Source organism: Embleya scabrispora DSM 41855 (assembly GCF_000372745.1).
Classification (GTDB): domain Bacteria; phylum Actinomycetota; class Actinomycetes; order Streptomycetales; family Streptomycetaceae; genus Embleya; species Embleya scabrispora.
In genome coordinates this window covers 40,951-62,805 of record NZ_KB889596.1, presented here as the reverse complement: position 1 = coordinate 62,805, position 21,855 = coordinate 40,951, and the positions used below count along the sequence as shown (strand labels likewise).

At 71.5% G+C, this 21,855-nt stretch carries 21 protein-coding genes; 10 read left to right on the top strand and 11 right to left on the bottom strand.

The annotated features are described in order from the left end of the window. The first annotated feature begins 21 nt into the window (after positions 1-21). Positions 22-861, top strand: a complete 840-nt coding sequence (locus A3IC_RS0109840) for an aldo/keto reductase (RefSeq protein WP_020549889.1) — start codon at positions 22-24, stop codon at positions 859-861. A 38-nt stretch (positions 862-899) separates the two neighbouring features. Here the strand turns inward: A3IC_RS0109840 and A3IC_RS0109835 are convergent, their stop codons facing one another. The 4 genes from A3IC_RS0109835 to A3IC_RS0109820 all read right to left on the bottom strand — a co-directional run bounded on the left by A3IC_RS0109835 (position 900) and on the right by A3IC_RS0109820 (position 3,631). Beyond that, positions 900-1,547, bottom strand: coding sequence for a nucleoside/nucleotide kinase family protein (locus A3IC_RS0109835; RefSeq protein ID WP_020549888.1), 648 nt, complete (start codon positions 1,545-1,547; stop codon positions 900-902). Between the two features lie 68 nt (positions 1,548-1,615). After that, on the bottom strand, positions 1,616-2,092 hold the full coding sequence (locus tag A3IC_RS0109830) for a nuclear transport factor 2 family protein (RefSeq protein ID WP_020549887.1): 477 nt from the start codon (positions 2,090-2,092) through the stop codon (positions 1,616-1,618). Between the two features lie 73 nt (positions 2,093-2,165). Continuing rightward, the gene (locus tag A3IC_RS0109825) at positions 2,166-2,444 is read right to left on the bottom strand and encodes a hypothetical protein (RefSeq protein WP_020549886.1); all 279 of its coding nucleotides are present in this window, start codon (positions 2,442-2,444) and stop codon (positions 2,166-2,168) included. 134 nt (positions 2,445-2,578) lie between these two features. Beyond that, on the bottom strand, positions 2,579-3,631 hold the full coding sequence (locus A3IC_RS0109820) for a questin oxidase family protein (protein ID WP_020549885.1): 1,053 nt from the start codon (positions 3,629-3,631) through the stop codon (positions 2,579-2,581). Between the two features lie 136 nt (positions 3,632-3,767). Here A3IC_RS0109820 and A3IC_RS0109815 point away from each other — a divergent pair, with 136 nt between their 5' ends. The 3 genes from A3IC_RS0109815 (at position 3,768) to A3IC_RS0109805 (ending at position 6,379) form a co-directional block, all read left to right on the top strand. After that, positions 3,768-4,376 carry a superoxide dismutase gene (locus A3IC_RS0109815; protein ID WP_020549884.1) on the top strand — a complete coding sequence of 203 codons (609 nt, stop codon included), beginning with the start codon at positions 3,768-3,770 and terminating at the stop codon, positions 4,374-4,376. 136 nt (positions 4,377-4,512) lie between these two features. Then, complete coding sequence (locus tag A3IC_RS53435; protein WP_020549883.1) at positions 4,513-5,214, top strand: helix-turn-helix transcriptional regulator; 702 nt, start codon at positions 4,513-4,515, stop codon at positions 5,212-5,214. Between the two features lie 193 nt (positions 5,215-5,407). Further along, on the top strand, positions 5,408-6,379 hold the full coding sequence (locus A3IC_RS0109805; RefSeq protein WP_020549882.1) for an NADP-dependent oxidoreductase: 972 nt from the start codon (positions 5,408-5,410) through the stop codon (positions 6,377-6,379). Positions 6,380-6,399: 20 nt separating this feature from the next. Here A3IC_RS0109805 and A3IC_RS0109800 read toward each other — a convergent pair whose 3' ends face one another. Continuing rightward, complete coding sequence (locus A3IC_RS0109800; protein ID WP_020549881.1) at positions 6,400-7,917, bottom strand: class I adenylate-forming enzyme family protein; 1,518 nt, start codon at positions 7,915-7,917, stop codon at positions 6,400-6,402. Positions 7,918-8,148: 231 nt separating this feature from the next. Here A3IC_RS0109800 and A3IC_RS0109795 point away from each other — a divergent pair, with 231 nt between their 5' ends. From A3IC_RS0109795 to A3IC_RS0109775, 5 genes are all read left to right on the top strand, one after another. Further along, positions 8,149-8,976: an isocitrate lyase/PEP mutase family protein gene (locus A3IC_RS0109795; protein WP_020549880.1), complete on the top strand. Its 828-nt coding sequence runs from the start codon at positions 8,149-8,151 to the stop codon at positions 8,974-8,976. Between the two features lie 143 nt (positions 8,977-9,119). Beyond that, the gene (locus A3IC_RS0109790; RefSeq protein WP_026218069.1) at positions 9,120-9,521 is read left to right on the top strand and encodes a pyridoxamine 5'-phosphate oxidase family protein; all 402 of its coding nucleotides are present in this window, start codon (positions 9,120-9,122) and stop codon (positions 9,519-9,521) included. Between the two features lie 101 nt (positions 9,522-9,622). Beyond that, complete coding sequence (locus A3IC_RS0109785; protein WP_020549878.1) at positions 9,623-10,237, top strand: DJ-1/PfpI family protein; 615 nt, start codon at positions 9,623-9,625, stop codon at positions 10,235-10,237. Positions 10,238-10,428: 191 nt separating this feature from the next. Then, a complete protein-coding gene (gene bioB / locus A3IC_RS0109780; RefSeq protein WP_020549877.1) occupies positions 10,429-11,490 on the top strand; it encodes a biotin synthase BioB in 1,062 nt (353 codons plus the stop codon). After that, positions 11,487-12,788, top strand: a complete 1,302-nt coding sequence (locus A3IC_RS0109775; RefSeq protein ID WP_020549876.1) for an adenosylmethionine--8-amino-7-oxononanoate transaminase — start codon at positions 11,487-11,489, stop codon at positions 12,786-12,788. Before bioB ends, A3IC_RS0109775 begins: the two co-directional genes overlap by 4 nt. 176 nt (positions 12,789-12,964) lie before the next feature. Here the strand turns inward: A3IC_RS0109775 and A3IC_RS0109765 are convergent, their stop codons facing one another. Together A3IC_RS0109765 and A3IC_RS53430 are read right to left on the bottom strand one after the other, a co-directional pair. Then, positions 12,965-14,134, bottom strand: a complete 1,170-nt coding sequence (locus A3IC_RS0109765; protein ID WP_052173373.1) for a threonine synthase — start codon at positions 14,132-14,134, stop codon at positions 12,965-12,967. Between the two features lie 163 nt (positions 14,135-14,297). Beyond that, the gene (locus tag A3IC_RS53430) at positions 14,298-15,017 is read right to left on the bottom strand and encodes a FadR/GntR family transcriptional regulator (protein ID WP_079026347.1); all 720 of its coding nucleotides are present in this window, start codon (positions 15,015-15,017) and stop codon (positions 14,298-14,300) included. Between the two features lie 31 nt (positions 15,018-15,048). Here A3IC_RS53430 and A3IC_RS53425 point away from each other — a divergent pair, with 31 nt between their 5' ends. Next, positions 15,049-15,771, top strand: coding sequence for an MFS transporter (locus A3IC_RS53425; protein ID WP_052173360.1), 723 nt, complete (start codon positions 15,049-15,051; stop codon positions 15,769-15,771). Positions 15,772-16,172: 401 nt separating this feature from the next. On the opposite strand, the gene A3IC_RS0109750 is transcribed toward A3IC_RS53425, so the two are convergent. The 4 genes from A3IC_RS0109750 to A3IC_RS0109735 all read right to left on the bottom strand — a co-directional run bounded on the left by A3IC_RS0109750 (position 16,173) and on the right by A3IC_RS0109735 (position 21,590). Beyond that, positions 16,173-18,071, bottom strand: a complete 1,899-nt coding sequence (locus A3IC_RS0109750; protein WP_020549872.1) for an ABC transporter ATP-binding protein — start codon at positions 18,069-18,071, stop codon at positions 16,173-16,175. Then, complete coding sequence (locus A3IC_RS0109745) at positions 18,068-19,801, bottom strand: ABC transporter ATP-binding protein (protein ID WP_020549871.1); 1,734 nt, start codon at positions 19,799-19,801, stop codon at positions 18,068-18,070. Before A3IC_RS0109745 ends, A3IC_RS0109750 begins: the two co-directional genes overlap by 4 nt. 454 nt (positions 19,802-20,255) lie before the next feature. Next, positions 20,256-20,543: a hypothetical protein gene (locus A3IC_RS0109740; RefSeq protein WP_020549870.1), complete on the bottom strand. Its 288-nt coding sequence runs from the start codon at positions 20,541-20,543 to the stop codon at positions 20,256-20,258. A 126-nt stretch (positions 20,544-20,669) separates the two neighbouring features. Then, a complete protein-coding gene (locus tag A3IC_RS0109735; RefSeq protein WP_020549869.1) occupies positions 20,670-21,590 on the bottom strand; it encodes a branched-chain amino acid transaminase in 921 nt (306 codons plus the stop codon). Between the last annotated feature and the right edge of the window lie 265 nt (positions 21,591-21,855).

Sequence of the window (21,855 nt, the reverse complement as noted above, 5' to 3'; positions counted from 1 at the left end):
CGACGAAGGACGATGCGAACCATGAGCTCCACCCCCGTACCCGACATCACCCTGAACAACGGCGCCACCATCCCGCAGCTGGGCTTCGGGGTCTTCCAGGTCGAGAACGACGAGGCGACCACCGCCGTGGCGACCGCGCTGGAGGTGGGCTACCGCAGCATCGACACCGCCGCCGTCTACGGCAACGAGGCGGGCGTCGGCCGGGCGCTGGCCGCCTCCTCGGTGCCGCGCGCGGAACTGTTCGTGACCACCAAGCTGTGGAACACCGCCCAGGGTTACGACTCGACCCTGGTCGCGTTCGACGAGAGCGTGGGCAAACTCGGCCTGGACTACGTGGACATGTACCTGATCCACTGGCCGACTCCGAACCGGGACCGCTACCTGGACACCTGGCGGGCGTTCGAGAAGCTGCTCGCGGACGGCCGGGTGCGCACGATCGGCGTGTCCAACTTCCAGCCCGACCACCTGACCCGGCTGCTCGAACACACCGCCGTGGTGCCCTCGGTCAACCAGGTCGAGCTGCACCCCTACCTCCAGCAAGGCAAGGTACGCGGCTACGACCGCGCGCACGCGATCGCGACCGAGGCGTGGAGTCCGCTGGGCCAGGGCGGCGAACTGCTGGAGGACCCGGTGATCACCGAGGTGGCCCGTGCGCACGGCCGGTCGGCCGCCCAAGTGGTGCTGCGCTGGCACCTCCAGCTGGGCAATATCGTGATTCCCAAGTCGGTCACCCCCACCCGGATCCGGGAGAACTTCGAGGTGTTCGACTTCGAACTGACCACCGCCGAGCTGGACGCGATCAACGCCCTGGATCGCGGCGGGCGGATCGGCCCGGACCCGGACACGTTCAACCAGGGCTGATCCGGCCGATCCACCGGTCCGCCGATCCCGGCGCGGCATCAGGGCCGGCGGCGTTCCGGCTCCACCAGGGCCGGGTGCGCGGGATGGTCGTAGCGCACCAGCAGATCGGCCTCGGTCGCGGGCACCACCTCGTCCGCGTAGCGGGTCAACGCCTCCAGCGTCCAGGCGTCCTCGGTCGGCGTACGCCTGCGCAGCGCGCCCGGGGACAACCACAGGTGCACGGTCAGCTCCAACGGCAGCCCCTTGCCGAGCAGGAGCGGCCCGTCCAGGAGCAGGACCCCGCCCTCGGGCAGGGTGGTGTACGCGGCGCGGGTGGCCCGGTCCCGGGCGGCGTCCCACAGGCTGGGCAGTACCCGGCCGGTGCCGTCCGGGCCGAGCGGTTCCAGCACCTCACGGCGCAGTCCGGAGTCGTCCAGCCAGCCCCACAGATACGACTCCGCGTCGGTGTGCCCGTACTCCAGGCGCACCGAGGCGGGGCGCAGGAAGTCGCGCGCCCGCACCCGCAACACCGGATGTCCCAGCAGGCGCAGCGGGGCGACCAGCGCGTCGGCGACGGCGCCGGGATCGGCCGCGTCCGCGCCGTCCACGGCGACCCGGGTCCACCGTCGTCCGTCCGCGCGGTCGGTGATCGCCGTGACCAGTTCGTCCAGCAGAGCGGCCGGGGTGAGCGGTCGGGCGCTCACCATCGGCGCGCCGGGCGGGGGCCGTCGGGTTCGATCATGGCTCCATTCTCGGCCGCGCCGGGTGCGCGCGTTCAGTCGCCCCGCGGTTCGCGCTCCAAAGTCGCGTCCACGGTGATCCAGTCCGGCGGCATGTACGGCGGTGTCTTCCAGAAGATGTCGAGTCGCACGATCAGGCCCTCGTCGTTCAGTTCGAGGTAGTTGGCGAACCGCATCACCAGGAGGTCGTCCGTCGGCGTCGGCCGGATCGACTCGACCGCCTCGTTGAACGCGTACCGGCCGTCCTCGCTGAGGAAGGTGAAACGCGAGCGCAGTTCGTGCTGCGCCATCCGGCCGGTGACGGTGGAGACGAACCGCACATACGCCTCCTTGCCCTCGCACGTGTCCTCGGCGTTGTCCCGCATGCCCACGCGCACGAAGTCGTCGGCGAGGGTGGACGCCACCAGCTCCCAGTCGTGGGTGTCCACGCCCTGCCAGAAATTCTCGACGGTGCGCCTGCGGCCTTCGAGGTCCTTCGATGTCCCGGTCGAGTCCTTCGATGTCTCGGTCATGGGCGGACGTTAGTGCGGTCGGCGGCCGAGATCCAGAGATATCTGACGGTGTGTCAGGGGAACTCCGCGGCGCCTACCGGTCGGCGCGGCAGCAGAAGTCGGGCAGCGGCGGCATCCGTGGCGCCTCCACGTGCGGCGGCGGGACCTCGACGAAGCCGCCGGAGATGCCCTGGTGGATGCCCACCACGGCGGGCCGCAGCCCCTCGAGTACGTCGTCCCGGTCGACCTGCCCGACCCGGCTGGTGTCGCCGGCCAAGGTGTCCGCGCGGCCGTCGGCGGGCGCGGGTGTGGCCGCGGCCAGGGCGAGCAGGGCGCCGGTGGCCGCGGCGGCGGCAAGTGCGGTGATGCGCATCGGATCTCCGTTCGTCGGTGCCCGTACGGGATGTCCGTGCGGGCGTCCGTACGGGACCAGCGAACGGAGTCCGATGCTCCGAGTGGGGGAATCTCACCCGGATGAGGGCGTGTCGCCCGACGCGACCCGCCCGGTCACCCCCGCAGCGGCCGCACCAGGCCGGCCGCGAGCACGCCGGCGGACAGCGCTCGCGAATCGCCGGAGCGCGCGTACACGTCCACCGCGGCGTCCACGAGCTTGATCACGTGCTCGTCGCCGTGCGCGTGCGCGCTCTCCACCGCGACGCCGGGGTCGGCCGCCGGGGCCGGCGTGTCCGGCGCGTCCTCGCGGGCCATGTACACCGCGAACACCGCGCTGCTCGTGGCCCACGCGGTCGTGTACGAGGGGATCCACAACCCGGGCGGCAGCGCGGGCAGCACCCGCAGCACCGCGGTGGGGGCGGTCACGCCGTGCACGTTCATCACCGCGTTGCCGTGTCCGCGACGGAGGTAGCGCAGGGTGGCCGCGTGCACCGCGTCCGCGAGCAGTGACTGCGCCTCCTCGGGCGTCTCGGCCGTACGCACGGACAAGGTCGCGGTCAGCCAGCGGTCCCAGCCGGCCAAAAAGTCGAGCCGTCGGCTGATGTGGCCCTTCTCGCCGAACGGCAGCGGCGGCACGGCGTCCAGCGCGTCGAACGGCGTGCGGCCCCCCGCGAGCCGAGGCAGTTCGGGCAGTGCCTGGTTGCTGGAGGCGAAATACGCCATCGCGTGGGCGAACTCGGCGAGTCGGACCGGGCTCTCGCCCGCCTCCAGCAGCGCGCGGACCGCGTGTCCGACCCGGATCACGCCGTGCGTGGCGCCGCCGGGCAGGCCCGGGAGCAGGCGCGGCCACCACAGCGCGAGCACCTCGCGCCACGGCCGTTCGGCGATCTCGTCGGTGAACAGCGCGATCCAGTCCCCGTCCCGGGCGCGGTCACCCAGCGCCTCGCGCCACGTGTCCCGGGCGATCCGCTCGGTCGGGCGGACCGGAGGTTCCAGCCGGCGGGTGTAAATGTCCAGCCAAGCGGGCACGGCTTCCCACTGGCCCGAGTGCACGAGCGCCTCGACGGCCATCGGTCCGTGATTGGACAACTTGTCGTCGAACTCGGAACCGGTGCGATGTAGACGTTCGAACGCTTCGTCCAAGGTCTCGGCGGCTTGCTGATGCATCGTCAACTCCTTCGGTGCTTCGAGTGGACCGGGGGCCTCCGGTTAGGACAGTTGAGTCTTGCCTAACTTGCCCAGCCTCCGATCGGAAGCATAGGGTCGAGTACGTCACCGCAACCACTGCGCAGGAGGAACTCCCGTGGCCGACACGGTCTACACGCTCCCCGACCTCACCTACGACTATGCCGCCCTGGAGCCGCACATCAGCGGCGCGATCATGGAGCTGCACCACGACAAGCACCACGCGGCGTATGTGACCGGTGCCAACACCGCCCTGGAGCAGATCGCGGAGGCACGCGACAAGGAGGCCTACGGCACCATCTCCAAGCTGGAGAAGGACCTGGCCTTCCACGTCTCGGGCCACGTGCTGCACAGCCTGTTCTGGACCAACCTCGGCCCGACCGGCAACGGCGAGCCCACCGGTGACCTCGCCGAGCAGATCGGTGTCGACTTCGGCGGCTTCGAGCAGTTCCGCGCGCACATGACGCAGACCGCGATGACGGTGCAGGGTTCGGGCTGGTCCGTCGCCGCGTGGGAGCCGCTCTCGCAGCGCATCGTGGTCACCCAGGTCTACGACCACCAGGGCAACATCCCGCAGGGCACCGTGCCGCTGCTCGCGATCGACGCGTGGGAGCACGCCTTCTACCTTCAGTACAAGAACGTCAAGGCGGACTTCTTCAAGGCCGTGTGGAACGTCTTCAACTGGGACGACGTCGCCACCCGCCTCGCGGCCGCCAAGGGCGCCTGAGGAACGACGTTCGGTCCAGGGTCGCGCGGGGGCTCCCCGTGCGGCCCTGTCCGGCGTTGGCGGGGGGCACGCCGGCGTCGGCGAACGCACACGAGCACGCACTCGGGAGACTCGGGGTGGAGGAGAGGGGCGAGCGATGACCGAGCAGGACGCGTTCGCACTGTTGCCCCAGACCCGGCGCGAGATATTGCGGCACCTCAAGGGCGCGGGCGAACTGCGCGCGGAGGAATTGGCCGATGCGGTCGGGATGACCGCGAGCGGCATGCGCCAGCAACTGACCGGGCTGGTCGCCGAGGGCTATGTGACCCACCGGCAGGTCAGACTCGGGCCGGGCCGACCCAAGCACGTGTATCGGCTGACCGCGGCCGGGGAGAACCTGTTCCCCCGGCGCTACGGCGACCTGGTCGGCGACCTCCTGGAGACCGCGCAGGCCGAGGAACCCGGGTTCGTGGACCGGCTGTTCGACCGCCGGCGCGAGCGGCGCCTGGAACGGGCCCGGGCCCGGACGACCGCGCCGGACCTGGCCGATCGGGTGGCCGCGATAGCCGCGATCCTGGACGAGGACGGCTACCTGGCCGGCGCGGAACCGTTGGCCGACGGCGGCGGGTGGCTGATCGTCGAGCAGAACTGCGCGATCTTCGACGTGGCGATCCGGTGCGGCACCGCGTGCTCCTCGGAACTGGCCTTTCTGCGCGAGGCGTTGCCGGATACCGAGGTGCGGCGGGTGAGCCACATGGTGGCGGGGGCACCGCATTGCGCCTATGAGATCCGGCCGGTGGCCGCCGCCGGTCCCGCGGCTTCCGCCGGTTCCGGTGAGCCGGGTGGAGTCGACGGATAGCGTGTCGTGTGCCCTGCGTGACGGCTGACGGCCGCCGGGTGGGTGTCGTGCGGGGTTGGCCCGATTCTTGCGATGGTTGGCCGTCCGGTCGGTAGGTGCGGTCGCCGATGGTTGGGCACGCTGGGTCCGCGTCGCCGGGCACCGGTGCTCGGGACGCGTACGAAACCATCGACACGGCGCGAAGAGGACCACCATGACCGAGGCCGTCACCACCCCGCCGCGGATGCGCGCGATCAGCCAGGACGTCGCCGGCGGACCGGAGGTGCTGCATCTGGTCGAGGTGGCCCGGCCGGTGCCCGGGCCGACCGAGGTGCTGGTTCGGGTACAGGCCGCGAGCGTGAATCCGGCCGACTGGAAGACCCGTGCGCGGGGTCGGTTCCGGGACGGGGTCGAGCCGCCGTTCACGCTCGGATTCGACGTCGCCGGGGTGGTCGAGGAGGTCGGCGCGGGGGTGACGGTGTGGGCGCCGGGCGACGAGGTGTTCGGCATGCCGCGCTTCCCGCATCCGGCAGGCGCGTACGCGGAGTACGTGACCGCGCCCGCCCGGCACTTCGCGCGCCGTCCGGCCGGTCTGGACGCGGTGCGGGCCGCCGCGCTGCCGCTCGCGGCGCTGACCGCGTGGCAGGCGCTGGTGGACACCGCGAACGTGCGGCCCGGGCAGCGGGTGTTGATCCACGCGGCGGCGGGTGGCGTCGGACACCTGGCCGTGCAGATCGCGAAGGCGCGTGGGGCGTACGTGCTGGGCACCGCGCGTGCGGCCAAGCACGAGTTCCTGCGCGGGCTCGGCGTGGACGAGCCGATCGACTACACCCGGACGGACTTCGCCGAGGCCGTGCGGGACGTGGACGTGGTCCTGGATCCGCTGGGCGGTGAGTGCGCGGTGCGCTCGCTGTCGACGCTGCGGCCCGGCGGCACGCTGGTGTCGATCGTGCCGCCGGACGACACGTTCCCGGTCGAGCGGGCCCGGGTGGCCGGAGTACGGGCGGTGTTCATGCTGGTCGAGCCGGACCTCGCGGGGCTGCGGGAGATCGCCGCGCTGGTCGAGGCCGGCCGACTGCGGGTCGAGGTGGCCGCGACACTGCCGCTGGCCGACGCGGCGAAGGCGCACGAACTCGGCGAGACCGGACGCACGGCGGGCAAGATCGTGCTGACGGTCGCCGATTGACGCACGCCGTCGACCCCGGGTCAGGGGCCGGCCGAGGCGGGTTCCGCGAGTTGTGCGCGCAGGGCGGGCTTGCTGACCTTGCCGGTGCCGGTGACCGGGAGCGCCTCGGTGAACACCACGCGGCGCGGCACCTTGAAACCGGCCAGGTGCGCGCGGCACAGGGCGACGAGCGCGTCGGGGTCGACGGGCCGACCCGATGCCGGGACGACCACCGCGACCACACGCTCGCCCCACCGGGTGTCCGGTTCGCCGACCACCGCGACGTCGCGGACGTGCGGATGGGTACGCAACACCGCCTCCACCTCGCGGGCGCTGACGTTCTCACCGCCGGTGATGATCACGTCCTTCTTGCGGTCCAGGACGTACAGGTAGCCGTCGGCGTCGAACCGGCCCAGGTCCCCGGTGCGGAACCAGCCGTTCGCGAACTCGCCGGTGTCGACCCGCCAGTAGCCGTCCGCGACCTGTTCGGAACGGACCGAGATCTCGCCGGTGGCGCCGGTCGGCAGCGGCCGGCCCGCATCGTCGACGATGCGGATCTCGACGCCCGGGCCGGGCCGGCCGGCCGCCGCGTACAACTCGGGGCGGTGGTCGGCGGCGCTCAGGAACACCGCGTTGCCGGAGAGTTCGGTCATGCCGTAGCCCTGACCCAGGGCGCAGCCGAGCAGCCGGTCGACCCGGCGGATCAGGTCGGGCGTGATCGGCGAGGCGCCGTAGCTGATCGAGCGGATCCGTTCGCGCAGCCCGTCGCCCTCGTGTACGTGGTCGAGCAGGGCATCGATCATGGTCGGCGCGAGGGACAGGTTGGTGACGTCGAACTCGCGGATGACGTCCGCCAGTTCGGCCGGCTCGTAGCGGCGCAGGACGACCACCGGGCGGCGCGCCATGTGGTGGGCCGGCACCTGGTAGCCGGCGACGTGCGCGAGCGGGAAGGGGGTCAGGACGACCGCGTCGGGGTCGACCGGGCGGCAGGCCAGCGACGTGCGCATCGAGGCGGTCAGGCTGCGATGGGTGAGCCGGACGCCTTTGGGTCGGCCGGTGGTGCCCGATGTGAACAGCAGCCAGGTCAGCGCGGTCTCGTCGGTGGCCGGAGTGAACTCGGGTTCGACTGCGGCGGTTTCGGCGACGGCCTCGCCCAACTCCAGGCACGGGACCTCGGACCGGCCGAGCCGGGCCATCAATTCGGCGTCGCCGAGCAGCAGTTCCGCGCCCGAGCGGGCCAACTGATCGGCCCACTCGCGCGGGTGCAACCGGGGATTGAGCGGGACCAGCACCCGGCCGGCCCACGGGACGCCATAGTAGGCCGCCACATACTCGGCCCGATTGTGCGCGAGGACCCCGACCCGGGCACCGGGCGGGGTCCGCCGCGCGACGGTGCCGCCGAGCGCGCGGGAGTGGCCGGCCAGCTCGGCGAAGGTCCAGACGGTGGACTCGGCCGCGGTGGGCTCGCCGGCACCGCGCGGGGTGTGGGCGGGGACGATCAGGGCGGTGCGGTCGGGTACCTCCCGAGCCGCGTCGACCAGGATCTCGTGCAGCAGCATCGGGCCTCCCTCGTTCTGGCGGGGACGCTACCGCAGCCGGGCACCGGAGCCTCGAAGGGGTGAACCTGCTGCCCGTTCGCCGGGACGGCGATGCGTCGGGGCGCTCGATGCGGCTCGGTGCTTGGTCGGGCGGGTCGGCAAACCGGATGCCGGCGTGCGCGGGAGTGAGGCAGGATCGTCAGGGTTCGGCCGCGTTCGGCGTGGTCGTCGTCGATCCGGAGGGCACGCTCGATGAGCAGCACGAACCAGGCCGTCAACGCCGATCGCTTCGCGGAATTTCGGGCCCTGCACCAAGCCGGGGCACCGCTGCTGCTGCCCAACGCGTGGGACCACGCCTCGGCGGCGGCGCTGGTCGAGCGCGGGTTCGCGGCGATCGGGACGACGAGCCTGGGGGTCGCGATCGCGGCGGGCAAGCCGGACGGGGTCGGCGGGACGCGTGCGGAGACGGTGCGCCTCGGGGTGGGCATCGCGCGGCTGCCGGTTCCGGTCAGCGTCGACATCGAGGGCGGCTTCGCCGAGCGGCCGGAGGACGTCGCGGCGTTGGGCGTCGAGTTGATCCAGGCCGGGGTGGCCGGGGTCAACATCGAGGACGGGCGTGCCGACGGCACCCTGACCGACGTGGACCACCAGGCCGCGGTGATCGCCGCAGTCAAGGAGGCCGCGCCGACGCTGTTCGTCAACGCGCGCACGGACACGTACTGGGCGGGCGGCCCGACCGCCTCGCTCGACGAGACGGTGCGGCGGATCCGGGCCTACCGGGCGGCGGGCGCGGACGGCGTGTTCGTGCCGGGCATCCAGGACGAGGCCGCGATCGAGACCCTGGTGGGCGCCACCGACGCGACGCTGAACATCCTGTACAGCCCCAGCGGCCTGTCCCGCGCCCGCCTCGCGAAGCTGGGCGTGCGGCGGATCAGCACGGGGTCGCTGTTGTTCCGGGTCGCGGTGCGAAGCGCGGTGGACCTCGCGTGGGCGATCGCGCACGACCAGGACGCGGGTCCGGTCGGCGCGCCGACGTACGCGCAGGCGCAGGCCATCTCGGAGGTCTTTCGGGGCGACTGAGGGGTCGGCGGGGACGGGCCGGCCCATCGGGCTGTGGGGCGGGGTGCGAGGGCCCGCGGCGGGGGAGGCCATACTGCTGGGCGGCGGGCCGGGGACGGTCTCGCTCGACCCCGGCAGGCCCGCTCGTGAAAGACCTGATCTCGATGACGCCGCACGCTCCGCCGACCACCACCCCGGACTTCCTGGCCTTCTGGCAGGACCGACACCTGTGTCTGCTGGTCACCCACCGGCCGGATGGCACGCCGCACCTGGTTCCGGTCGGGGCCACGTACGACGAGGTGTCCGGGATCGCCCGGGTCATCTCGCACGGGGCCAGCAGGAAGGTCCGCAACGTACTTGCGGCGGAGCCCGGCGCGCGAGTCGCGATCTCCCAGGTCGCCGGGAGCCGCTGGTCGACGCTGGAGGGCATCGCGACGATCAACCGCGACCCCGCGGCCGTCGCCGAGGCGGTCCGGCGCTACACCGAGCGCTACCGCGAGCCGCGGGTCAATCCGGAACGCGTGGTGATCGAGATCGTGGTGACGAGGCGAATGGGGACGGTGTAGGTCGCGTGTGCCCCCTCGGTGAGCCGGCCCGACGCGGTTCGGTCGTCGGGGCGTAGCCTGCCGGGAAGTGTCGGCACACCGATCCGAACGGGGACGCACCGATGACCCAGGTTTCCGTGGTCACCTTCGACGGCTTCAACGAGTTGGACAGCTTCGTGGCGGCGGCCATCGTCAACCGCTGCCGCAAGGACGGCCTGACGGCGTACATCACCACGCCCGCTCCGACGGTCACCTCGATGAACGGAGTCGAGGTCACCGGCCAACGGGGCTTCGACTTCATTCCCGAGGCCGACGTCGTGCTGATCGGCAGCGGCATCAAGACTCGCGACGTCGTCGCCGACGACGCCCTCCTCGCGGCACTGCCCCTCGACCCCACCCGCCAACTCGTCGGCTCGCAGTGCTCGGGAGCCCTGGTCCTGGCCCGGCTCGGCCTCCTGACCGGGCTGCCCGCGTGCACCGACGAGACCTCCCGCCCGTGGGTCGAGGCGGCCGGAGTCGAGGTCCTGGACGCGCCGTTCCACGCGGCCGGCAACATCGCCACGGCCGGCGGCTGCCTGGCCTCCCAATACCTGGCCGCATGGGCCATCACCCGCACCCTCGGCGAAGCCACCGCCCGCGCCGCGATCGACTACGTGGCCCCCGTCGGCGAGAAGAAGGCCACGGTCGACCACGTCTTCACCGTCCTGCGCTCCGCCGAACACATCCCGGCCCCCTGAACCCCGATCCGCCACATCCCTTCCCACCTCGCCCCGCTCCCGCTCCCGCGGTCGTGGGTCCTTCCGTGCCGCACGGCCGCATAGCAGGCGGGTGGGCTCGGGTTTGTGGGATTCGGAACAAAGAGGCGGGGGTGATCTTTGTGTGCCGAGTGGCTTTGGAGTGGGGTTCGGGTTCGGCGAGGCTGCCGGGTATGAACTTGGATCCGGATGGGCTGGCAGCGAAGGCGATGCGACGGGAAGTCCCTTCCCGGGACGAGGCGATGGCGGTTTTGGGGGGCGCGGAAGAGGTACTCGACCTGGTCGCCGCCGGAGGCCGTGTGCGGCGGCACTTCTTCGGTCGACGGGTGAAGCTGAACACCATCATCAATATGAAGAGCGGGCTTTGCCCGGAGGACTGCTCCTACTGTTCGCAGCGACTCGGGTCGGCGGCGGACATCCTCAAGTACTCGTGGATCACCCCGGAGGAGGCCGCCGGTACGGCCGATCAGGCGGTACGAGCCGGGGCGAAGCGGGTGTGTCTGGTGGCGAGCGGGCGTGGGCCCGGCAATCGGGACATCACCCGGATCGAGGACACCATCGCCGCCGTGAAGGAGAGCAGCCCGGACGTGGAGATCTGCGTCTGCCTGGGGCTGCTCGCCGACGGCCAGGCCGAACGCCTCGCGGCGGCCGGTGCGCACGCGTACAGCCACAACCTCAATACGAGCGAGGCGCGTTACGCCGACATCTGCTCCACGCACACCTTCACCGATCGCACGGACACCCTTCGCCGGGCCGGCGCGGCGGGCCTGTCGCCGTGTTCCGGAGCCATCTTCGGAATGGGCGAGTCGGACTCGGACATCGTCGATCTGGCTTTCGCCCTGCGCGAGTTGGATCCGGATTCGGTACCGGTCAACTTCCTCATCCCGTTCGAGGGCACGCCGCTGGCGACCAACTGGGAGCTGACCCCCGAGCGTTGCCTGCGCATCCTGGCGCTGTTCCGCTTCTTCTTCCCGGATGTCGAAGTGCGGCTGGCCGGTGGACGCGAGATCCACCTGCGCAGCATGCAGCCGCTCGCCTTGCACCTGGCCAACTCGATGTTCCTGGGCGACTACCTGACCAGCGAGGGCCAACCCGGCGCGGACGACCGGCAGATGATCGCGGACGCGGGCTTCGTGATCGAGGGGGCCGACGAACAGACCCTGCCCGACGCCCGGCACGACCTGGTGGCGATCCGCCGCCGGGGTGCGGGCAGCGACCTCCCGCCCAACGCATGAGGACCGACCCCGCGGACCTGACCCCGGGTCGACTGCGCGACCTGGACCGCGAACACGTCTGGCATCCGTACGCGCCGATGCCCGGCACGACGCAACCGCTGCTCGTCGAGTCGGCTGCCGGCGTACGTCTGCGGTTGGCCGAACCGGTCGGTGAAGTGCGCGAGTTGGTGGACGGCATGTCGTCGTGGTGGGCGGCGGTGCACGGCTACGCCCATCCGGTGATCGACGCGGCGATTCGCGAGCAGATGGGTCGGATGAGTCACGTCATGTTCGGCGGACTCACGCACGAGCCCGCGATCCGGCTGGCCCGCACCCTGGTCGAGATCACTCCGGAGCCGCTGCGACACGTCTTCCTGGCCGACTCCGGGTCGATCTCGGTCGAGGTCGCGATGAAGATGTGCCTTCAGTATTGGCGCGCTCGCGGTCGTGGCGACAAGCGGCGGATGTTCACCTGGCGCGGCGGCTACCACGGCGATACGTGGCATCCGATGTCGGTGTGCGACCCGGAGGGCGGGATGCACCGGTTGTGGCAGGGCAGGCTGGCCGAGCAGGTGTTCGCCGACGCGCCGCCGCGCGAGTTCGACCCGGCGTACGTCGAGCACCTGGACGCGCTGCTCAGCCGGCACCGGGACGAGACGGCCGCGGTGATCGTCGAGCCGATCGTGCAGAACGCGGGCGGCATGCGCTTTCACTCCCCGGAGTATCTGCGTGCGCTGCGCGACCTGTGCACCACCCACGACGTGCTGCTGATCTTCGACGAGATCGCGACCGGCTTCGGTCGCACCGGCGAGTTGTTCGCCGCCGACCACGCCGGCGTCAGTCCCGATGTGATGTGTGTGGGCAAGGCGTTGACCGGCGGCTACCTGAGCATGGCCGCGACGCTGTGCACGGCGGAGGTGGCGGCCGGTATCGCCGCCGGCGAGTCGCCCGTACTGGCGCACGGTCCGACCTTCATGGGCAACCCGCTGGCCGCCGCGGCCGCGAACGCCGCACTGGGCCTGCTGCTGGAGCAGGACTGGCGGACGAACATCGCCCGCATCGAAAGCGGCCTCGTCGCGGGCCTGGCCGCCGCTCGCGCGCTTCCTGGCGTCGTGGACGTCCGAGTGCTGGGCGCCATCGGCGTCGTGCACCTCGACCACGAGGTCGACATGGCGACGGCCACCCGGGTGGCCGTCGAACACGGCGTCTGGCTCCGCCCGTTCCGTGACCTCGTCTACACGATGCCGCCGTACGTCACGACGGACGCCGACATCCGACGGATCACCGCCGCCGCGACAGCCGTCGCCGCGGCGGCCTGACCCGGATCCCACGTGCGTGCGGGGCACCGACACTTCGTCCGGTCGCCTCGCACGCACCGGACAGGATCCTGCCGGCGGAGCCGGCGGGACGTGGGTCGTCGCCTCGTGGGCGACCTGGAGGCGATCGGCCGGGGCCGCGCCGACGCGGTCCGCGTGGGACCGACCGTGCGCGGTGGCTAGGAAACCATCCCCGCCGCCCGTAGCCGACGCTCGACCGCGGGCCAGGTCGGGTCGATCGGGTCCGGGACGCGGGTGCCGGTGTCCAGGTCCTTGAAACCGCTGGAGGTGGCGATGCAGACCACCGGGCCGTCCTCACTCCGGCCGTGTGCGCGCAGGCCCGCGAGGCCGGCCGCGGCGGATGTCTCCACCCACAAGCCCTGCCCGGCCAACTCGGCGCGTGCTGCCGCCAGTTGGGCATCGGTGACGAGCAGCGCCCGGCCGCCGCTCGCGCGCAGCGCGACCACGCCGCGGTAGCCGCTCACGGAGCAGTCGATCGCGTAGGCGGCGGTGGGGCCGACCGGGACGTGTGCGGCCGGCACGCCGTCGCGCATCGCCTTCGCCAGCGGTCCGCCCGCCGCCGGTTCGCAGGCGAACAGCCGCGGGACGCGGTCGGTCAGGCCCAGGCGGCGCAGTTCGGCGAAGCCCTTCCAGATGCCGAACAACAGTTCGCCGTAGCCGGTCGGGACGAACACCGCCGCCGGCATACCCAGTTCGGCGTGGATTTCGTACGCGATCGTCTTGTAGCCCTCGGGGCCGAAGGCATGGCCGGTGTGGGTGGTGGTGAGGTTGCTCAGCGGATGGAAGCCGAGGCGGTCGACGATCTCGCGCATCAGGCCCCAGCGCGCCTCGGCGGGCACCGAGAGCACCGTCGCGCCGTACGCGTTCAGGAACGACTCGACGGCCGGCGGCGCGCCCGTCGATGCCAGCACCACGGCCGGCAGCCCGGCCCGGGCCGCGAAGGCCGCCGCCGACGCGCCGTGGTTGCCGGAGGAGGAGACCACGACGCCGGGCGCGCCGACCCCGACGGCGGCGGAGACCGTGCAGCGGTTGATCCGGTCCTTGTGGCTCCAGGTCGGGTTGCGCGACTCGTCCTTGACGTACACCCCGCCGCCCAGGTCGAGCAGCGGCGTGTCGCCCTCGCCCAGGCCGGGGGCGAGCAGCGGCGGCAACAGCGGGGCCCAGCGCGCCAACCCGGTACGCGGCCCGGTCGGCGCGAACAGCTCGGGATCGACCCGGTCGTAGGCGTAGTCCACCTCGACCGGATAGGCGACCTCGTCCGTACCGGTCCGCGGGCAGCCGGACACCAATGGTGGCCACAGCGGGTACGTGATCGCCGGATCGCCCATCGAACGCTGCGCGGTGGCCAGCGAATCCGCCCGGCCGGGCGGAGCCGACGAGCCGGACGAGTCATCCGAGCCGGCGGAGCCGGAAGGGCTGGAGGAGCCGGACGAGGTCATGACTGCCGAGCCTATGCGCCCGGCCCGACGTCCGCACGCCCCGACCCGGTGTTCACTCCGGTGCGCGCACCGCGTGCCAGTCGTGGGTGTCGGTCAGGTTGGCGTCCGCCTGGCGGGCGGCCTCGGCCGGGTCGCGCTCGCGCAGCGCGCGCAACAGGTCCTCGTGGCCGGCCGGGTTCGCGCCTCGGTAGTCGGGATCGGTCCAGGAGCCGGCCACCGACTCGCGCACCGGCCCGGACAGGTTGCGGTACAGCTCGGCCAGCAGCGGATTGTGCGCCGCGTCGGCGACGCCGAGGTGGAACTCCCAGCCGGCGGTGATCCACGCGTCGAAATCCCGCTTCTCCCACGCGGCCCGGCGCCGGCGCAGCGCGTCGTCGAGGCCGGCCAGGTCGGCCTCCTCGGCGCGAACCGCGGCGAGCCGGGCGGCTTGGAGATCGAGTGCCTGGCGAACCTCCAGGACCTGGCCGATGTCGCTGCCGCCATACAACCGTTCGACGGCGCCGGAGAGTTCGCTGACCGCGCGGACGTAGGTGCCGTCGCCCTGGCGCACATCCAGCAGGCCCGCGTGCGCGAGCGCGCGGACCGCCTCGCGGACCGTGCCCCGGGCCACCTGGAGCCGGGTCATCGACTCCGGCTCGGGTGGGATCCGGCTGCCCACCGGCCAGTCGCCGGAGGTGATCCGCTCGCGCAGCCGGCGATCACCTCGGCGGACAGCGCCGGCCGGCGCACCGATTCGAGGCTGCTCATGGCACGGGCTCCTGACCTGGGACATCGAACGGAGAAGAGGATCGACGAGGCGCTCGGTGACCGCGTCGCCGCTGCCGACCCTGCCGACGCTGTGTTTTGCCGCCGCCGGCTTGACCGCCTCCCCGATGGCCCGTCGGTTCGGCACCGAACGGGCGGTCCTGGTGGCGCTTTTCGCGCTCGCCGCGGGCCTGGGCATCCGGGTCGTGCCGGCCACGTGGGCGCTGTTGACCGGCACCGTCCTGGGCATGTCCGGCCTGGCCGTGGGCAACGTGCTGCTGCCCGCGCTGCTGCGCGCACACTTCCCGCAACGTGTGTCGGTGCTGACCGGCGTCTACACCACGGTGATGGCGCTGGGCGCGACGCCGGCCGCGGCGGTGGCGGTGCCGGTCGCCAACGGACTCGACTCGCCCTCGCTGGGCCTGGCCGTGTGGGCGCTGCCGGCCGTGGCCGCGCTGCTGGTGTGGTCCCTGGTCCGGGCGCCGCACGTGCTCACCGCCGGCGGCGGCCCGGCCGCGTACGTATCGCCGTGGACGATGGCGCGCACCCGGCTGGGCAAACTGGTCACGGCCTATTTCGCCCTTCAGGCGCTGAACTGCTACGCGCTGGTGGGCCGGCTGCCGACGCTGCTCTCCGACCAGGGGATGAGCCGCGGCGCGGCGGGCGCGATGCCGGCCGCACCCAGGGCGCGGGCATCCCGGCCACGTTCGCGCTGCTCGCCTTCGTGCGGGCCACCGGGCGACTGCGGCCCGCGTTCGTGGTGGTCTCGGCGAGCATGCTGATCGGCTTCGTCGGCCTGTTGTTCGCGCCGGTCGCGCTGCCGGTGTTGTGGGCCGCCGCGGTGGGTCTGGGCTTCTGCTCGTTCCCGCTGGTGCTGTCCGTGATCGGCGGCAGCGGCACCGGCGCCGCCGAGACGACCGCACTGTCCACCCTGGCCCAGTCGCTGGGCTACGCGGTCGCCGCCACCGGCCCGTTCGCGCTCGGCTTGATGCACGGCGCCACCGGAGGCTGGATGGTGCCGGGCCGCACTCGTGCTCACCGCCGTCGGCCAACTCCTCGTCGGCCTCGTCCTGTCCGGCAACCGCGGCGCCGACACCGCGCCCGCGGCCGGGGCCTCCGCCAGGTGAGCACGGCCCCGGGCGCGGGCGCCCCGAGGCGCGGCCTCGGGGCATACCCGCTCGAACTACACTATCTCCGCCGCCGGCTGGGCGAACTGCGAGGCGTACAACCGTGCATAGGCCCCGTCGGCCGCCAACAGCGCGTCGTGTGTGCCCTGTTCGACGATCGAGCCGGACTCCATCACCAGGATCACGTCCGCGTCGCGGATCGTGGACAACCGGTGCGCGATCACGAAGCTGGTCCGGCCCCGGCGCAGCGAGTTCATCGCCTTTTGGATCAGCACCTCGGTGCGGGTGTCCACCGAGCTGGTCGCCTCGTCCAACACCAGGATCTGCGGCTCGGTCAGGAACGCCCGTGCGATGGTGAGCAGTTGCTTCTCGCCCGCGCTGAGGTTGCCCGCCTCGTCGTCGAGTACGGTGTCGTATCCGTCCGGCAGCGTGCGCACGAAGCGGTCCGCGTGGGTGGCCCTGGCCGCCGCGACCACCCGCTCGCGGGAGACCTCGCCGACGCCGTAGGCGATGTTCTCCGCGATCGTGCCGCCGATCAGCCACGTGTCCTGGAGCACCATGCCTATCGGTGCGCGCAGGTCCTCGCGGGTCATCCCGGCGATGTCCACACCGTCCACGGTGATCCGTCCACCGGTCACCTCGTAGAACCGCATCAGCAGGTTGACCAGCGTGGTCTTGCCCGCGCCGGTCGGTCCGACGATGGCGACCGTCTGGCCGGGGTGCACCTCCAGGTCCAGATCCTCGATCAGCGGCTTGGCCGGGTCGTACCGGAAGGAGACCTTCTCGAAGGCGACGTGCCCGGTCACCTTCTCGAGCCGGACGGGATGTTCCGGGTCGGGGGACTGCTCCCGGGCGTCGAGCAGTGCGAAGACCCGCTCGGCCGAGGCGACCCCGGACTGGAGCAGGTTGGACATCGCGGCGACCTGGGTGACGGGCCCGTTGAACTCGTACGAGTACTGGACGAACGCCTGGATGTCGCCCAGCGTCATCGCGCCCGAGGACACCCGCAACCCGCCTATCACCGCGACGAGCACGTAGTTGAGGTTGCCGACGAAGGCCATCGCGGGCTGGATCAGGCCGGAGATGAACTGGGCCTTGAAGCCGGCCGTGTACAGCGCCTCGTTGTGCCTGTCGAAGACCTCGGCGGATTCCTTCTGCCGACCGAACACCTTGACCAGCGCGTGGCCGGTGTACATCTCCTCTATGTGCGCGTTGAGCTTGCCGGTGCTCGACCACTGCTTGATGAACTGTGGCTGGGCACGCTTGCCGATCGCCATGGTGACCAGGATCGAGGTCGGCACGCTGACCAGTGCCACCAGCGCGAGCAGCGGCGAGATCCAGAACATCATCACCAGCACGCCGACGATGGTCAGCACCGAGCGCACGATCTGGCCCATCGCCTGCTGAAGGGTCTGTGCGATGTTGTCGATGTCGTTGGTGGTGCGCGAGAGCACCTCGCCGCGCGACTGCTTGTCGAAGTAGTTCAGCGGCAGCCGGGACAACTTGGTCTCGGCCTCCTCGCGCAGCCGGTACGTGGTGCGCTGGACGATGGTCGCGGTCAACCGGCCCTGGGCGAAGGAGAACAGCACCGAACCGACCACCACGGCGAAGGTGGTCAGCAGGATGGTTCGCACGTGGTCGAAGTCGATGCCCTTGCCGCCGGCCGCGCCGGTGAAGATCGCGTCGGTGGCCTTGCCGAGCAGCCGGGGGGTGAGCACCGCGAGGCCGACACCGGCCAGCCCGCACACGAGCAGCGCGTACAGGCGGACCCGCTCGGGGGCCATCATGCCCAGCAGGCGGCGGCCGGATGCCTTGAAGTGCATCGACTTCTCGGTCGGCGCGCCGCCCATCATGCGCGCGGCGGGCCCGCCGCCGACCTGCGGGCCGGGACGACGCTCCGGGACGGTGGCCTCGGTCCGCTCGCCGGATTCGGTGGTCTCGTCGGTGGTGGTCACGCCGCCTCCTCCTCGGTGAGCTGGGACAGCACGATCTCGCGGTAGGTGTCGTTGCCGGCCATCAACTCGGTGTGCGTGCCGGTGCCGACCACGCGGCCCTCGTCCAGCACCACGATGCGATCCGCGTGCCGGATGGTGGCCACGCGCTGCGCGACGATCACCACGGTGGCCTGCGCCGTCTCCGCGCGCAGCGCCGCGCGCAGGGCAGCGTCGGTGGCGTAGTCGAGCGCCGAGAACGAGTCGTCGAACAGGTAGATCTCCGGCTTGACCACCAACAGCCGGGCGATCGCCAGGCGTTGCCGCTGGCCGCCGGAGACGTTGCCGCCGCCCTGGGCGATCGGCGCGTCCAGTCGTTCCGGCAGCGCCTCGACGAACGAACGCGCCTGCGCGGTCTCCAGGGCCCGCCACAGGTCCTCGTCGGTGGCGTCCGGATTGCCGTAGCGCAGGTTGGAGGCGATGGTGCCGGAGAACAGATACGGCTTCTGCGGGACCAGCCCCACCGTGCGCGACAGCAGCGCGGGGTCGAGCTCACGGGTGTCCACGCCGCCGACCAGGACCGCGCCGGCGGTCACGTCCAGCAGGCGTGGGATCAGGCTCAGCAACGTGGTCTTGCCCGCTCCGGTGCTGCCGATCACCGCGGTGGTCTCGCCGGGTCGGGCGATCAGGTCGACGCCGCGCAGTACCGGCTCCTCGGCGCCGGGGTAGCAAAAGCTCACGTCGCGCAGTTCGAGCCGGCCGTGCGCGTGCAGCGCGGTCACCGGTGCCTCGGACACGGTCAGGCTGGTCTCGGTGTCCAGCACCTCGGTGATCCGGTCGGCGCAGACCGCCGCGCGCGGAATCATCATGGTCATGAAGGTGGCCATCATCACCGACGCCAGGATCTGCATCAGGTAGCTCAGGAAGGCGACCAGCGCGCCGATGTCCATCGCGTCGGACCCTATCCGGTGGCCGCCGATCCACACGATCACGATCGCCGAGGTCTCCCACACGAGCAGGACCGACGGGTACATGTAGGCCAGCAGCCGGCCGAGCGAGAGCGACACGTCGCGGATCTCGGCGTTGGCGTCCGCGTACCGGTGCTGTTCGTGACGGTCCCGGCCGAACGCGCGGATCACCCGGATCCCGGTGATCTGTTCGCGCATGATCCGGTTCACGTTGTCGATCCGACCCTGGAGCACCCGGAACAGCGGCGGCATCGCGCGCACTATCCAGCCGACGGCCAGGACCAACACGGGCACGATGATCAGGAACAACAGGGACATCGGGACGTCCTGGTTGACCGCCATCAGGATGCCGCCGAAGCACATGATCGGCGCGGACACCATCAGGGTGAGCGCGAGCAGGGCGAGCATCTGGACCTGCTGCACGTCGTTGGTGGTGCGGGTGATCAACGACGGGGCGCCGAACTCGCCGACCTCACGCGCGGAGAAGGTCTGCACCCGGTTGAACACGGCGGCGCGGATGTCGCGGCCCACGCCCATCGCTATCCGGGCGCCGAAGTACACCGCGATCGCGGCGCATACGATCTGGACCAGGGTGACCCCTATCATCGCGGCGCCGACTCGCAGGATGTAGCCGGTGTCGCCCTGGACCACACCGTTGTTGATCAGGTCGGCGTTCAGGGTCGGCAGATACAGGGTGGCCAGCGTCTGCACCAGTTGCAGCAGCACCACCAGGCCGATCGGTTTGGCATAGGGGCGCAGATGTGCGCGGAGCAATCGGATCAGCACGAGGTCCTCTTCGGGTCGGGGGAGTACAGCCGACCTGGGGCACAAGCCCTACACGGTCGCGGAAGCGGCCCGGTGCGGGGCGCCGGTTCGGGGTGCGGGCCCGGGGCGCGGCGCAAAGGCGGGTCCTGCCCTCGACGGTAGTGCCCCTCGACGGGGCGGTCGATCGGATTGTGCCCACTGTTCGGCCGATGCCGGGTCGGCCCGGCGGTGGTCGAAGGGATGTGCATGACGGTTCTCCCGAGTGCGGTCCAAGGTGCCGAAGGCGGCCCGTCGACGTTCTCTCGGGCGGCATGTCGAAACCGTAGGACTTGAAGTCGACTAGAGGTCAAGGTCGAGGGTCGGGACATGCCGATGCCCGCGGGCCGTCGTCGGCGGCGCGTTCGGAACCGTACACAGCATCACGGCCCGCCCACCCCGAGGGGTGGGCGGGCCGGGACGGTGCGGGCTGCGAACGTCAGTTGATCGAGACGAACGTCGCGCTGACGTGCCACGCCACGAACTCGTTGCCGTTGTGGCCGCGGTTGTGGTCGCCGCTACGGCCGCGGTTGTGGTCGCCGCCGCGGTCGCCGTTGCGGCCGTTGTGGCCGCCGTTGTGGTCGCCGTCCGAGAACCTGACGCCGGAGTTGCTGTAGTGAGCGACCACGATGCCGTCGTCGTGACCACCCGCCTGAGCGGTTCCGGCGCCGACGAAGGCGAAGAGGGCGGCGCCGGCGACGGCGATCAGCGAGGTACGGATGCGCATTTTCATCTCCCATGAGGTGTGGGTATGCAGGACGTAAATGCAGATATCCGGAAAATCACACTAATATGGCGAGATTCGCCCATTGGGGGCATGTCGCGCACTCGTTACGACCCGTTCGGCCGGTCGTCACCCGTGCACGCGGGTGAGCCAGTGCGTGTACCGCTCGTCGGTACCGGTGACCGCCGCGGTGTAGGCGGCTTGCAACTTCCGGGTGACCGAACCGGCGCCCACCGCACGGTCGTCCAGCGAGGCCACCGGCACCACGCCCGCCGCGGTGCCGCAGATGAGGACCTCGTCCGCGGTGTACAGGTCCGAGCGGAGCAGGTTTTCGACACGGACCGGCAGGCCCAGATCGGCGGCCAGGGTGAGCACGGTGTCCTGGGTGATCCCGCGCAGCGCGCCGGCGCTCGCGGGCGGCGTGTACAGGACGTTGTCGCGCACCGCGAAGATGTTGGCCGCACTGCACTCGCTGACATAGCCGTCCGCGTTGAGCAGCAGCGCCTCGTCGTAACCGGCCTGTAGTGCCGCGGTCTTGGCCAGCGCCGCGTTGAGGTAGCCGGCGGTGGCCTTGGCCGCGGGCGGCAGCGCGTTCGGGTCGTTGCGACGCCACGAACTGGTCGCGAGGCGGATGCCGCGCTCGGCCGACTCGTCGCCGAGGTAGGCGCGCCACTCCCACCCCGCGATGCTCACCTCGACGGCCATCTCGGGCCGGAAGGCCGGGCCCATCTCGCCGTAGCCGATGTGCGCGAGGTGGCGCAGGTAGCACTCGGAGTGCCCGTTGGCGGCGACCAGTTCCAGCGTCGCGGCGCGCAGTGCGGGCACATCGTAGGGCACCTCGAAACCCAGGATGTGCGCGCTTTCGCGGAAGCGGCGCAGGTGGTCGTCGAGCCGGAACACCGCGGGGCCGCGCGGGGTGAGGTGGACCCGGGTGCCCTCCAGGACGCCGGTGCCGTAGTGCAGTCCGTGGCTGAGGACGTGCACCTTCGCGTCCGCCCACGGCACGAGCGTGCCGCCCATCCAGATCCGGTCCGCTTCGGTCAGTGCCATCGCTGCTCCCGCCCTCGTGTGCTCGTGCGTGGTCGCGTCCGGCCGTGCGCTCGCGCGCCCTGCGGCGGCGCCGGTCGGGTCTGCCCGACAAGTGGACCGCCGGCGAATGCCTCGATGGGCCACTTGGCGAGTGGCACATTATCCGTATCGGTATTGGGCCACTAGTGCCGATCCGACATGCGGACACGGCGCTGTGCGATCGCTCGTGGTGCGGGTGGAGGGTGGTTGGGTCCGCCCGCGAGGCAGGGGAGTTGGGGGGTGGGGG

What these genes read in the sequence shown, in the direction of transcription:
- A3IC_RS0109840 (WP_020549889.1), top strand. Translation starts at nt 22, where the DNA reads ATGAGCTCCACCCCCGTACCCGACATCACCCTGAACAACGGCGCCACC.
- A3IC_RS0109835 (WP_020549888.1), bottom strand. Translation starts at nt 1,547, where the DNA reads ATGGTGAGCGCCCGACCGCTCACCCCGGCCGCTCTGCTGGACGAACTG.
- A3IC_RS0109830 (WP_020549887.1), bottom strand. Translation starts at nt 2,092, where the DNA reads ATGACCGAGACATCGAAGGACTCGACCGGGACATCGAAGGACCTCGAA.
- A3IC_RS0109825 (WP_020549886.1), bottom strand. Translation starts at nt 2,444, where the DNA reads ATGCGCATCACCGCACTTGCCGCCGCCGCGGCCACCGGCGCCCTGCTC.
- A3IC_RS0109820 (WP_020549885.1), bottom strand. Translation starts at nt 3,631, where the DNA reads ATGCATCAGCAAGCCGCCGAGACCTTGGACGAAGCGTTCGAACGTCTA.
- A3IC_RS53435 (WP_020549883.1), top strand. Translation starts at nt 4,513, where the DNA reads ATGACCGAGCAGGACGCGTTCGCACTGTTGCCCCAGACCCGGCGCGAG.
- A3IC_RS0109805 (WP_020549882.1), top strand. Translation starts at nt 5,408, where the DNA reads ATGACCGAGGCCGTCACCACCCCGCCGCGGATGCGCGCGATCAGCCAG.
- A3IC_RS0109800 (WP_020549881.1), bottom strand. Translation starts at nt 7,917, where the DNA reads ATGCTGCTGCACGAGATCCTGGTCGACGCGGCTCGGGAGGTACCCGAC.
- A3IC_RS0109795 (WP_020549880.1), top strand. Translation starts at nt 8,149, where the DNA reads ATGAGCAGCACGAACCAGGCCGTCAACGCCGATCGCTTCGCGGAATTT.
- A3IC_RS0109790 (WP_026218069.1), top strand. Translation starts at nt 9,120, where the DNA reads ATGACGCCGCACGCTCCGCCGACCACCACCCCGGACTTCCTGGCCTTC.
- A3IC_RS0109785 (WP_020549878.1), top strand. Translation starts at nt 9,623, where the DNA reads ATGACCCAGGTTTCCGTGGTCACCTTCGACGGCTTCAACGAGTTGGAC.
- bioB (WP_020549877.1), top strand. Translation starts at nt 10,429, where the DNA reads ATGAACTTGGATCCGGATGGGCTGGCAGCGAAGGCGATGCGACGGGAA.
- A3IC_RS0109775 (WP_020549876.1), top strand. Translation starts at nt 11,487, where the DNA reads ATGAGGACCGACCCCGCGGACCTGACCCCGGGTCGACTGCGCGACCTG.
- A3IC_RS0109765 (WP_052173373.1), bottom strand. Translation starts at nt 14,134, where the DNA reads ATGGGCGATCCGGCGATCACGTACCCGCTGTGGCCACCATTGGTGTCC.
- A3IC_RS53430 (WP_079026347.1), bottom strand. Translation starts at nt 15,017, where the DNA reads ATGTCCCAGGTCAGGAGCCCGTGCCATGAGCAGCCTCGAATCGGTGCG.
- A3IC_RS0109740 (WP_020549870.1), bottom strand. Translation starts at nt 20,543, where the DNA reads ATGCGCATCCGTACCTCGCTGATCGCCGTCGCCGGCGCCGCCCTCTTC.
- A3IC_RS0109735 (WP_020549869.1), bottom strand. Translation starts at nt 21,590, where the DNA reads ATGGCACTGACCGAAGCGGACCGGATCTGGATGGGCGGCACGCTCGTG.